Raw genomic sequence first — 11,948 nt, 5'->3', positions numbered from 1 at the left:
GGCGACGCGCCCGCGCACTGGAGGCGCGGTGCTGGCCGAACCCGCAACGGAAAAACGACGATGCCTAAAATCAGGTTTCACAAGCTTGCCGCCATTGTTGTGCTCATAGGTTTCGCGGCCTGGATGGCGACAGGCGAGTTCTCGTCGGTCGGCAGCGCAGCGGCCAGCAAGGCCAAGGCGGGCGAAGTCGAGCAAGGCAAGGCGCCTGATGCGGCCAAGCCGAAGGCTGCCGAAGCCGAGCCGAAGGCTCCGTTGCGCACCGTCGCCGTGGTGACGCCGCCGCGCAAGACCTATGCGCGCGCCATACGCATTTCCGGCCTGACCGAAGCCGACAAGCGCGCCGTGCTTGCAACACGTGTCGCCGGCGTCATCGACAAACTGCCGGTCAAGCAAGGCGATCACGTCAAGACCGGCGATCTGGTGCTGATGCTCGCCGCCGAGGAAAAGATCTCGATGGTCGACAATGCCAAGCAACTCGTCGCGCAGCGCCAGGCCGAACTGGACGCGTCGCTGCGGCTTATGAAATCAGGCAATTTGCCCAAGCTGCAGCTCGACACCGCCCGCTCCAATCTGACCCTGGCGCAATCGCAACTGGATACCGCGCAGGCCGAGCTTGACCGCAACGAAGTCAAGGCGCCATTCGACGGCGTCATCGACAGGGTGCCGGTGGAACTCGGCAGCTCGGTTATGCAGGGCGGCGAGGTGGCAACCATCCTCAAGCTTGATCCGGTGATCGCGCGCGGCGAGATCAGCGAGCGTGACCTCGGCTATCTCAAGCTCGGCGACAAGGCCTCGGTGCGGCTGGTCAGCGGCCAGACTGTCGAAGGCACGGTGCGCTACATCAGCCGCGATGCATCGTCGGCGACACGCACCTTTCGCATCGAGGTCGCCATCCCCAATGGCGACGGCTCGGTGCCGGCCGGCATGACGGCCGAAATCCAGCTCAGCGCGCTGCCGACCGACGCGATCCTTCTGCCGCGCTCGGTGGTGACGCTCGGCGACAAGGGCGATCTCGGGATCCGTGCCGTGGGCAAGGACAACAAGGTGGCGTTCTTCCCGATCGACCTGGTCGACGATACGCCGACCGGCCTGGTGCTAGGCGGGATCCCGGCCGATGCCCGCATCATCGTCGCGGGTCAGGAACTGGTGAAGGAAGGCGACGAGGTCAAGCCGGTCGAGGCCGACCAGGCGACCATCAACAAGCTGATCGGCGAAGCCACCGCCGGGACGCAGTAGCGCGGGGGCGCCGGCGCCGGGTCTTCCCGGCGACAGGTCCCTTCGCCACTCCCGCAGCAACAGCAGGCACAAGTCATGGATATCGTCAGACTCGCAATCAACAATGCCCGCCTGACCATCTCGGTCCTGGTCTTCCTGCTGATCGCAGGTTGGGTCGCCTATCAGTCGACACCGAAGGAAGCGGAACCCGACGTTCCGATTCCGATGATGTATGTCAGCCTGATCTATCAAGGCATTTCGCCTGAAGATTCCGAGCGTCTTCTGCTGCGGCCGATGGAAAGCAAGCTGAAGAGCCTGAAGGGCCTCAAGGAGATGCGCTCGGCCGCCTTCCAGGGCGGCGGTTATGTGCTGGTCGAGTTCCAGCCGCAGACCAATCTGGCCACCGCGCTGCAGGATACACGCTCCAAGGTGCAGGACGCCAAGGCCGACCTGCCGCAGGCGGCAGAGGAGCCTGTCGTCACCGAGGTCAACATTTCCGAGTTCCCGGTGCTCGTCGTCACCCTGTCCGGCGAGTTGCCAGAACGCGTGCTGGCCGCCGCGGCGCGCGAGCTGCGCGACCGCATCGAGGAAGTGCCCGGCGTTCTCGAAGGGTCGTTGCAGGGCTCCCGCGACGATCTCGTCGAAGTCGTCATCGATCCGATGAAGCTGTCGTCCTACGGGCTGCAGCTCGACCAGCTGATCGGCGCCGTCGGCGCCTCCAACAGTCTGGTCGCGGCTGGAAACATCGAAGGCTCGCAAGGCAAATACGCGGTCAAGGTGCCGTCGCTGATCGAGACGCCGGAGGATGTGGCGGCATTGCCGGTGGTCGCCGGCCCCAATGCCGTTGTCCAGGCCAAGGATATCGCGACGATCCGCTCGACCTTCGCCGACGCCACGACGATCACCCGCCTCAACGGCAAACCGGCCATCGCCATCGAGGTCAAGAAGCGCATCGGCGCCAACCTGATCGACACGCTGGCCAAGGTGAGGGAAGTGTCCGACACCTTCGTCAAGACAATGCCCGAAGGCATGCACGTCACCTACACGCAGGACAAGTCGGTCTTCGTCAATCAGCTGCTCGGCGACCTGCAGAACCACGTGATGATCGCCGTCATCCTGGTGTTCATCGTCATCCTCTACGCGCTGTCGGGACGGGCCTCGCTGCTGATCGGCCTTGCCATTCCGTCATCCTTCCTGATCGGCATCCTGCTGCTGGCCATGATGGGCTACACGATCAACATGATCGTGCTGTTCAGCCTGATCCTGGCGGTCGGCATGCTGGTCGACGACGCCATCATCGTCACCGAGTTCGCTGAGCGGCGGATGAGTGAGGGCATGCCGAAGCAGGAAGCCTTCGCGCTGGCGGCCAAGCGCATGGCCGGTCCGGTCATCGCGGCGACGATGACCCGTATCGCCGCCTTTTCGCCGCTGCTGTTCTGGCCCGGCATCATCGGCGATTTCATGAAGTACATGCCGATCACGCTGATCGTGACACTGTCGGCTTCGATGCTCTATGCGCTGGTGTTCGCCCCGACGCTCGGAGCGATCTTCGCCAAGGCGCCGGAGCACCATGAGGACGGCAACCGCGATGGCTGGTACATGGCCGTCGTCAAGCAGGCGGTGCGCTTCCCGATCACCGTCATGGCTCTCACCGTCATCCTGCTTGCCGGCATCTTCGTCGGCTATTCGAAATACGGCGCCGGCGTGGAGTTCTTCCCGAGCGTGGAGCCCGACTACGGCCTGCTCTATGTGCATGCCCGAGGCAATCTTTCGCTGGCCGAAATGGATACGGCGACCAAGATCGCCGAAAACCGGCTGCTCGGCTGGCCTGGGGTGAAGTCCGTCTATACGCGCGTCGGCAAGTCCGACGGCGGCGGCGGCGATGTGCCCGAAGACGTCGTCGGCGTCATCCAGTACGAATTCATCGACTGGCGCGAGCGCAAATCGGCGAACGATATCCTGAACGATCTGCGCGGCGTCATGGCCGGCATTCCCGGCGTCGATGTCGAAGTCCGCGTGCCCGAGGCCGGCCCGCCGACCGGCAAGCCGATCCAGATCAGGCTTTCGGCCGTCGACCCCAAAGGACTGGACGAGAAGGCGCGCGCGGTGGCGGCCCGCATCGCCAAGGTGCCCGGCGTCATCGACATTTCCGACGGCCTGCCGCCACCCGGCGTCGACTGGGCGCTCGAGGTCGACCGCGCCAAAGCCGCGCAGTACGGCATCAGCCCAACCTCGGTCGGAACGGTCGTGCAACTCGTCACCAACGGGCTCAAGCTTTCGGAGTACCGGCCGGCCGGCGCCGACAAGGCCGTCGACATCAGGCTGCGCCTGCCGGAAGACCGGCGCACGCTGTCGACGCTCGACGAGCTCAGGGTGCAGACCTCGCAAGGGTCGGTGCCGATCTCGAACTTCGTCGTGCGCAAGGCCAAGCCCAGCGTTGGCGTCCTCAACCGCATCGACGGCGCCCGCACCGTGGTCGTGCAGGCCAACGTCGCCGCCGGCGAGCAGGTCGCCGCCGTGCAGCAGGAGGTCACCAAGGCCGTCGCCGACATGGGCCTGGGCAATGGCATACGCTGGAAGCTGGCCGGCTCGAACGAGGACAGCGCAGAGGCCAGCGCCTTCCTGAGCAAGGCCTTCGGCGCGGCGATCTTCCTGATCTTCCTGGTGCTGCTCGCACAGTTCAACAAGTTCACCAGCGTCTGGCTGGTGCTGTCCTGCGTGGTCATGGCAACGATCGGCGTGTTCCTCGGCCTGCTGATAACAGGCGAGACATTCGGCATCGTTATGTCGGGCATCGGCGTCATCGCATTGGCCGGCGTGGTGGTGAACAACAACATCGTGCTGATCGATACCTATGACCGGCTGCGTGAAGAAGGCTGGGATAAGATGGATGCCGTGCTGCAGACCTGCCGTGAGCGTGCGCGTCCCGTGGTGTTGACCGCGGTGTCGGCCATTCTCGGCGTGCTACCGATCGCCTTCGGCCTCGGTCTCGAAATCTTCCATCACGAGACGACGATCAACGCGCCGTCGACGCAATGGTGGATATCGCTGTCATCGGCGATCGTCTTCGGCCTGTCCTTCGCCACCATCCTGACGCTGGTGGTGACGCCTTCGATGCTGATGATGTTCACCAGGGCCAAGGTCAAGCCCGGCGCGCGGCGCGGCTGGTTCAGCCGCCTCTTCCGTCGTGGCAAGGGCAAGATCGCGTCGGCCGAGGCATCCGGTCCGGATGCCGGCGCCGAGCCTGCCGTCGCCTTCCCGAAAGCCGCCGAATAGGCTGATTTCCGGATTTGAATGCAAAAGGCCGCCCGGAACAACCGGGCGGCCTTTTGCATTGTTCCCGGCAGTAACGTCGAGCCATGGCTTCGTGCGGCGCCAGCCGCCGCACCTTTGCCAGCCGCTACCGGCTAAACGTAAATGCGGGGAATGCCTCATGCCGATCACCACCATCGTCATCATCGTCCTGATCCTCGTCCTCATCGGCGCGATCCCGGCCTGGCCGCATTCGCGCTCCTGGGGGTACGGACCCTCGGGTGTTCTCGGCGTGGTGCTGGTGGTGGTCCTGGTGTTGCTGCTGATGGGGCGGATCTGAGCCGTCCTGACAGGTTTGAGGGATGCCAGCGGGCAGACCCCGCCGGCGCGGTTCATGCGGCCATCGCATGCCCGTGCACAGTGGCGATGCCGATGTCTTCCAGCGCCTGGGCGACGGCCTGATTGAGCGGTGTATGCGGGATCTCGCCGATGATGCCTTCCAGCCGCGCGGACGCCAGGCGGTGCGGCTCGAAGCGCAGGTATGACATCGAGACGATCTCGCGCCACATCGCCACGAACGGGCTGCCGGCACGCAGCACCCACCACGGCATCGACGTCATCTTCAGCTGACGGCCAACGGCCTTCTCTGCGGCAGCCTTGATGTCGAGATCGGTGACGGCGTGGCCCGGAAAATTCAGCGCCTCATAGGAGCCGAGCTTGTCGAGGTTTTTGGCCAGCGCGACGAAGCCGACGGCGAAGTCCGGCAGATAGGCCCATTCATGCACAAGGTCGGCCGGGCCGGGCGCGGTGTAGGTGCCCTTGCCGATCTTTGCGGCGACGACGAGGTCGAACCAGGAGCCGCTGCCGGTGCCGCCGAAGAAGTCGCCGGCGCGCAGGATGATGGTGCGGACGCGGCCGGCTTCGGCCTCGCGGCGGAACAGGTCTTCCATGGCGCAGCGAATGCGGCCCTTTTCGGTGGTCGGATGGAACGGCGTGTCTTCCGTGATCACCGCCGGCATCGGCGACCCGTAATTGTAGACTGTGCCCGGGAACAGGTGCAGCGCGCCGTTAGCGTGGCAGGCGGCCATCACATTCTGCGCCATCGGCATGCACTTGCCCCAGTCGGTGTAGATCGGGTTGAGGCCGTTGAAGATGATGTCGACGCCTTCCGTGGCGGTGATCAGCGATGGGCGGTCGAGTGCGTCGCCGGCAACCGCCGCGGCACCCCTGAGTTCGGCCGGCACCTTGCCGGTGCGGGTGACGGCGCGGACGTCGAAGCCCGCGTCGATGAAGGCCTTGCCGACGACACGGCCGAGCCGGCCATTGGCACCCAGAATTGCGATCTTGGTCATTGTTCGTCTCCTTGCTCGAGGCGACGGGACCAGCCCGTCGCCCGTGGATTTCGCCTTGGAATTTCTGTTGGTTCAGCGGTTGCCGAAGAGGTCGCGGTTGCTGCCCTGGACGACCGGCTCGCGGTCGGTGGCGTCGGGCTTGCCGATCGAGGTGGTGACGGTGTCGTCGATCTTGGCGACAGCCGGTTGGCTGGCATCGTTCGAGCCATATCTGTCGCTGCCGGCAAAGGCGGTGCCGGCGGCGATGAGGAGGGCGGCGGCGGTGAGGGCGATCCTGGTCATTTTTGAAGGTCTCCTGGTTGGGGTTTGCAGTCCGTATCGGTGTTTGCAGAGGGAATATCGGCGCTCCATTGATGAATTGAAATTGACCATGAATGCAGTTTTGATATTCATTATTGAATGAGCGAGATCGACTGGAACCTGATCAAGAGCTTCGTCACGGTCGCTGAAACCGGGAGCCTGTCGGCGGCGGCGCGAAAATTGTCCGCCAGCCAGCCGACGCTTGGCCGTCACATCGGGGAACTGGAGCAGGCGCTTGGCGTCACCCTGTTCCGGCGTGGTCGCAGCGGCTATGCGCTGACGGAGGCCGGGGCGACATTGTTCGAGCGCGGCAAGGCCGTCAGCGAACAGGCGATCGCTTTTTCACGGCTGGCGCTGGGGTCGGTCGAGGCGATCGAAGGCACGGTGCGGATCGCCGCCAGCGAGGTGGTCGCCGCCTATGTGCTGCCCGGCATGATGGCACGGCTCGGCATCGAGGAGCCCGGCATAGAGGTCGAGATCGTCGCCTCCAACCAGGTCGAGAACCTGCTGCGCAGGGATGCCGACATCGCCATCCGCATGGTCAAACCGGCACAGAACGAACTGGTCGCGCGCAAGGTCTGCGATATCGAACTCTGCGCCTGCGCGGCCGTGTCCTATCTGAACCGTCGCGGGCGGCCACTCGGTCCAGCCGACCTGGTCGATCATGCCTTGATCGGCTTCGACCGCAGCGACGAGATGATCCGAGGCTTCACCCAGCACGGCGTTCCGGTCACCCGCAGCAGTTTCCGCTTCAGGGCCGACAATCAGATCGTGCTGTGGGAGGCGGTGCGGGCTGGAAACGGCATAGGCCTCGGCCAAGAGCCCCTGGCAGATCGCGATCCGCTGGTGGAAAAGGTTCTGCCCGGCCTGCCGCTGCCCAACCTGCCGGTATGGCTGGCCATGCACCGCGACGTGCGCGGCAGCGTGCGCATCCGCCGCGTGGCGGATTTCCTGCACGAGGAGCTGAAGCGCTATTCGGCGGGTGCGGGCGCGAACTCGGCGCGGTGAGCAAGGCCCGCCATCAACAGGACCACGATCAGCAGCACCGACATGGCAATGAAGATCGGGCCGAAGCTGAAATGCTCGGCGACGAAGCCGATGGCCGACGGCGCCACCAGAATGCCGGAATAGCCCATTGTGGTGACGACGCTCATGCCGGTGCCGGATGACATGCCCTCCTGGTTGCCGCCGGCCGAGAAGATGATCGGCACCATGTTGGCGATACCAAAGCCGCACAGCGCGAAGGCCGAGATGGCGAGCCAGGGCGAGGGCGACAGGCCGGCGATGAGCATGCCGGCGGCGGCGACCACGGCCGAGCCGCGCAGTGTTGTCACCGCGCCGAAGCGGTTGCGCACGCCGTCGCCGAAGAAACGCATGATCGCCATGACGCCAGAGAAAGCCGCATAGGCAAGGCCGGCGACGGCGAGGTCGGCGCCAAGCTCCTGCCGCAGATACAGGGCTGCCCAATCGAGCACCGCACCTTCGGAGATCATCGTCAGCAGCGCCATCAGGCCGATCAGGTACACCAGCGGGTTTGCCGGCAGGGCAAATTTATGGTGCTCGGCCGCCTGCGGCCTGTCCTCGGCGACCAGATGGCCGACGGCAAACGCGACCACCGCGAAGGCAAGTCCTGTCACCACCGCGGCGTGGGCGAGATGGCCATAGTGCTGGATGGCAAAGCCGCCGAGGCCGCCGCCGGCGAAACCGCCAAGGCTCCAGAAGCCGTGCGAGGAGGACATGATCGCGCGCGACAATTTTCGCTCCACAACCACTGCATTGGCATTCATGGCGACATCCATGCCACCGATCGAGCCGCCGAAAATGATCATGGCGATCGCCGCCAGCGGCACGTTGGGCGCCAGCGCCACGACCAGCAGGCCAAGGCTGCCGCAAAGGGCGAACCAGCGCAGCACGGTGCGCGAACCATGTCTGGAGATCAAATGGCCGCACCAGCTCATGGCTGTGACGGCACCGACGCCGAACAAGAGGATGAGCAGGCCGAGTGTGAATTTGGTGATGTCGAGCCGGGTCAGGAACACCGGGATCTGCGGCGCCCAGCTGCCGGTCAGAAAGCCATTGGCCAGGAAAATGGCGGCCACGGCCCATCGCCCGCGAATGGCAGTCTGTATGGCTGTTGGCGCGTTCATAGGGTCGAATCCGGTACAAAAATGGCTTTGGCCGGCAAATTAGATCGATTCAATTTCCAGTCAAGCGCTGTTTCGGGGGAAGTGCTGGACCAGGGATGTGCGGAGGGACCTGTAAGGGGAGCCTGCTTCGCAGATCAGCTCAAGTGCTCCTCCCTTGTCGTCATCCACGGGCGGAGCAAGGAGCGAAGCGACGCGCGCAGACCCGAGGATCCATGCCGGGACTTCGAAGCTTCACAGCGGTGCAGACCTAGCACCGGAGCGCTAGCGGAAACATACTCTTTCCTGCACTGAGGCGTTCCCCGGTAGCCGTCACGGAATGGATTCTAGGGTCTCCGCGACGTCGCTTCGCGACTGCTTCGCCCTAGAATGACGAAGCAGTAGGCCTCGTAAGGCCGCTAATGATCCTTGGGCCGTCTGGCCTCGAACTCGGCCTTCTTGGCTTCCGAAGCCTCGGTCTGGTGCAGCGCCTGCCAGTCGGCATAGGGCATGCCGTAGACGATCTCGCGCGACTGGTCCTTGGAGAGGTCGACACCGTCGGCATTGGCCGCCTCGCGATACCAGTTCGACAGGCAGTTGCGGCAGAAGCCGGCGAGGTTCATCAGGTCTATGTTCTGAACGTCGCTGCGTTCCCGCAGATGCGCCACGAGCCGGCGGAACACGGCAGCCTCGAAGTCGCGCTTCTGCTCGTCATTGAGTTCGCTCATCGCTGCCTCCATCACATCGGCCCGGTGCGCGAGCCGTACATCTTCACGTCATGTATATCGGCACGGCGGTCGATGGCGTCAACGATCGGCGCCAGGCGGGCGGCCCAGGCGAGAGCGCCCTTCTGGTCGGAGATCAGGTCCTGGCGGATCTCGATCAGCGCATGGGCATAGCCGTTGACGATGGCATGCTTGAACATCGTGTCGCCGCGCAGCGCGCCGTCATAGGGCTCGTTGTCGCCGACGACGAGGTTCCCGTCTGCGGCCAGCATGTCGATCAGCGGCCGCGCCACCCGGTCGTCCCGATCCCACAGGATGCCGACGTGCCAGGGCCGCTGCCTGCCCTGCATGACCGGGGTGAACGAATGCACCGAGAAGATGAAGGGCGCCTGGCCGGATGCCTGTGCCACCGAAGCGATCATGGCGCCGAGCGCATCGTGATAGGGACGGTAGAAGCGGTCGAGCCGCCTTTCGCGCTCTTCCGGGGCGAGGGGGTAGTTTCCCGGGATGATGGTGCCGTCATAGAGCTGGCGGATCAGCGTCGGGTCATCCTCGCCGCGGTTGGGGTCGATCAGCAGACGCGAGAAATTGGCGAGCACCGCCGGTACGCCGAGTTGGGCGGCGAGTTCGCGCGTCACCGTCTCGACGCCGATGTCATAGGCTATGTGGCGCTCGAACTCCGCCGCCGGCAGACCGAGGCTGCCATAGTCCTCGGGCAGGTCGCGGCGGGCGTGATCGGCCAGGAGCACGATGCCCCGCTTGCGGTCGCCCTCGACGATGTCGAACGGCGCGAAAACTGTGGATCGGGTCATCGGCGGAAAATGGTCGTTCGCTGGCTTTCGGGGAGGGTGCTATCGTCATTCCACGAAGACGACGTGTGCGCAATGCCGTTGTTTGGCCAAGGTTTCCCGGGAAATCTGGCGAGGGGCGACGGATCGTGCGCCGGGAGCCTTCTTAAATCGATTGGAATTGGTCAAAACGGCGCGTTGACATGCGCCCGGACTTTTCCGAAAAGGGGCGCAGAGAGATGCTGATGTGGTTCTTGAGGGGTTTTGGGATGGGTTCCGCCGGCGGGCAGCGCGCGCGCTTTGCCTTCGCCATGCCGCTCCTGACGCTTGCCGTGGGGCTGTCCGCTATGGTCGCTGCCTCACCCGCGCGTGCCGATTTCCGCGTCTGTAACGCCACGCAGAATCTGGTCGGCGTCGGCATCGGCTACCGCGCCAAGGCCGGCTGGATCACCGAAGGCTGGTGGCACATCGAAGGATCGAGCTGCAAGACGTTGATCGAAGGCCCGCTGTCATCAAGGTTTTACTATCTTTATGCAGAAGACGCCGAGCGTGGCGGACGCTGGGACGGCCCGATCAACATGTGCGTGGCTGAAAAAGAGTTCAAGATCGCAGGCGTGAACGACTGCGTGGCCCGGGGCTTCCAGCGCGCCGGTTTCCAGGAATATGACACGGGCGAGCAGGCAAGCTGGATGGTCCAGCTTACCGATGAGCCCGCAACGGGAGGCGCCCCAGCCGCCCCGGGAACGAACAGTCAATGAGACGCAGCCGCAAGGTCAAGATCCTAGCCACGATCGGTCCGGCCTCCTCTTCCGAGGAGATGCTGAAGAAGTTGTTCGAAGCGGGCGCCGATGTGTTCCGCATCAACATGAGCCATACCGATCATGAGCTGATGCGCACGCTGGTCGACCGTATCCGAGCGGTCGAGGAAAAGGTCGGCCGGCCGATCGGTATCCTGGCCGATCTGCAAGGCCCGAAGCTGCGGGTCGGCAAGTTCGCCAACGGCAAGGAAGTGCTGACCCCCGGCCAGATCTTCACGCTGGACGACAATCCGGAACCCGGCACCTCGACCAGGGTTTACCTGCCGCATCCCGAGATCCTGAGGTCGGTCGAGGCCGGCCATCGCCTGCTGATCGACGACGGCAAGCTCGAACTGAAGGCGGTGAAGAGCGACGGCAAGTCGATCACCTGCACGGTCGTCGCCGGCACCACCATTTCCGACAAGAAGGGTGTCAGCCTGCCCGACACCGACCTGCCGGTCGGCGCGCTGACCGAGAAGGACCGCAAGGATCTCGATGCAGTGCTCGCGGCCAGCGTCGACTGGGTGGCGCTGTCCTTCGTCCAGCGGCCCGAGGATCTCGCCGAAGCCCGCAAGATCGCGCGCGGCCGGGCGCTGATCATGGCCAAGATCGAGAAGCCGCAGGCCGTCGCCCGTCTGGCCGAGATCATCGAACTGTCGGACGCGCTGATGGTCGCGCGCGGCGATCTCGGCGTCGAGATGCCGCTGGAAGCGGTGCCCGGCATCCAGAAGCAGATCACGCGCGCCGCGCGCCGCGCCGGCAAGCCGGTGGTGATCGCCACCCAGATGCTGGAATCGATGATCACCGCGCCGGTGCCGACGCGCGCCGAAGTGTCGGACGTTTCCATCGCCGTCTTCGAGGGTGCTGACGCCATCATGCTGTCGGCGGAATCGGCGGCAGGCGCCTATCCCGTCGAGGCCGTGGCGATGATGAACCGTATCGCCACCAAGGTCGAAACGGATCCGACCTATGCCGGCATCATCAATGCCCAGCGCTCCGAGCCGGAGGCGACGGGCGCCGACGCCATATCGCTGGCCGCGCGCGAGATCGCCGAGACGCTCAAACTGTCGGCGATCATCACCTACACCGCCTCCGGCACCACCGGTCTGCGCGCCGCGCGCGAACGGCCGCAGGTGCCGATCGTGGCGCTGTCGCCGATCCTCAACACGGCAAGGCGCCTGTCGCTTTTGTGGGGCACGCACTGCGTGGTGTCGCCCGATGCCACCGATCTCGACGACATGGTCAACCGCGCCTGCCGCATCGCGCTCGAGGAAGAGTTCGGCAAACCGGGCGACCGTGTCATCATCACGGCTGGCGTGCCGCTCAGGACCCCGGGATCGACCAACATGCTGCGCATTGCCTATGTCGGATCGGAAGCGGCCGGCCGGTAACGGAT

At 64.8% G+C, this 11,948-nt stretch carries 11 protein-coding genes; 6 read left to right on the top strand and 5 right to left on the bottom strand.

The window, feature by feature from the left end:
• Window positions 1-60: 60 nt before the first annotated feature.
• The 3 genes from FFS37_RS10450 to FFS37_RS10440 all read left to right on the top strand — a co-directional run bounded on the left by FFS37_RS10450 (window position 61) and on the right by FFS37_RS10440 (window position 4,807).
• Complete coding sequence (locus tag FFS37_RS10450; RefSeq protein ID WP_137930854.1) at window positions 61-1,236, top strand: efflux RND transporter periplasmic adaptor subunit; 1,176 nt, start codon at window positions 61-63, stop codon at window positions 1,234-1,236.
• A gap of 75 nt (window positions 1,237-1,311) precedes the next feature.
• A complete protein-coding gene (locus FFS37_RS10445) occupies window positions 1,312-4,491 on the top strand; it encodes an efflux RND transporter permease subunit (protein WP_137930853.1) in 3,180 nt (1,059 codons plus the stop codon).
• Window positions 4,492-4,648: 157 nt separating this feature from the next.
• A complete protein-coding gene (locus FFS37_RS10440; RefSeq protein ID WP_137930852.1) occupies window positions 4,649-4,807 on the top strand; it encodes a DUF3309 family protein in 159 nt (52 codons plus the stop codon).
• Window positions 4,808-4,859: 52 nt separating this feature from the next.
• Here FFS37_RS10440 and FFS37_RS10435 read toward each other — a convergent pair whose 3' ends face one another.
• Both FFS37_RS10435 and FFS37_RS10430 read right to left on the bottom strand, forming a co-directional pair.
• Entirely contained in the window at window positions 4,860-5,819 is a 960-nt protein-coding gene (locus tag FFS37_RS10435) for an SDR family oxidoreductase (protein ID WP_137930851.1), read from the bottom strand.
• A 72-nt stretch (window positions 5,820-5,891) separates the two neighbouring features.
• Window positions 5,892-6,101 carry a DUF680 domain-containing protein gene (locus FFS37_RS10430; protein WP_137930850.1) on the bottom strand — a complete coding sequence of 70 codons (210 nt, stop codon included), beginning with the start codon at window positions 6,099-6,101 and terminating at the stop codon, window positions 5,892-5,894.
• A gap of 117 nt (window positions 6,102-6,218) precedes the next feature.
• On the opposite strand from FFS37_RS10430, the gene FFS37_RS10425 reads away from it, so the two are divergent.
• Complete coding sequence (locus tag FFS37_RS10425) at window positions 6,219-7,127, top strand: LysR family transcriptional regulator (protein ID WP_137930849.1); 909 nt, start codon at window positions 6,219-6,221, stop codon at window positions 7,125-7,127.
• Here FFS37_RS10425 and FFS37_RS10420 read toward each other — a convergent pair.
• The 3 genes from FFS37_RS10420 to FFS37_RS10410 all read right to left on the bottom strand — a co-directional run bounded on the left by FFS37_RS10420 (window position 7,091) and on the right by FFS37_RS10410 (window position 9,779).
• Entirely contained in the window at window positions 7,091-8,266 is a 1,176-nt protein-coding gene (locus FFS37_RS10420) for an MFS transporter (protein ID WP_137930848.1), read from the bottom strand. The genes FFS37_RS10425 and FFS37_RS10420 overlap by 37 nt on opposite strands.
• Window positions 8,267-8,661: 395 nt before the next feature.
• Window positions 8,662-8,970 (bottom strand): DUF1244 domain-containing protein, encoded by a 309-nt coding sequence (locus FFS37_RS10415; protein ID WP_137930847.1) that lies wholly within the window; start codon window positions 8,968-8,970, stop codon window positions 8,662-8,664.
• Window positions 8,971-8,981: 11 nt separating this feature from the next.
• Complete coding sequence (locus FFS37_RS10410) at window positions 8,982-9,779, bottom strand: N-formylglutamate amidohydrolase (RefSeq protein WP_137930846.1); 798 nt, start codon at window positions 9,777-9,779, stop codon at window positions 8,982-8,984.
• Between the two features lie 245 nt (window positions 9,780-10,024).
• On the opposite strand from FFS37_RS10410, the gene FFS37_RS10405 reads away from it, so the two are divergent.
• Both FFS37_RS10405 and pyk read left to right on the top strand, forming a co-directional pair.
• A complete protein-coding gene (locus tag FFS37_RS10405; protein WP_137930910.1) occupies window positions 10,025-10,513 on the top strand; it encodes a DUF1036 domain-containing protein in 489 nt (162 codons plus the stop codon).
• Window positions 10,510-11,943, top strand: coding sequence for a pyruvate kinase (pyk, locus tag FFS37_RS10400; protein WP_137930845.1), 1,434 nt, complete (start codon window positions 10,510-10,512; stop codon window positions 11,941-11,943). The genes FFS37_RS10405 and pyk overlap by 4 nt, the downstream gene beginning before the upstream one ends.
• Window positions 11,944-11,948 lie beyond the last annotated feature (5 nt).

It is taken from the genome of Mesorhizobium comanense, assembly GCF_005503535.1.
GTDB classification, from domain to species: domain Bacteria; phylum Pseudomonadota; class Alphaproteobacteria; order Rhizobiales; family Rhizobiaceae; genus Mesorhizobium; species Mesorhizobium comanense.
Note: the sequence above shows the minus strand (reverse complement) of the source record. Positions and strands in the feature narration are given on the sequence as shown.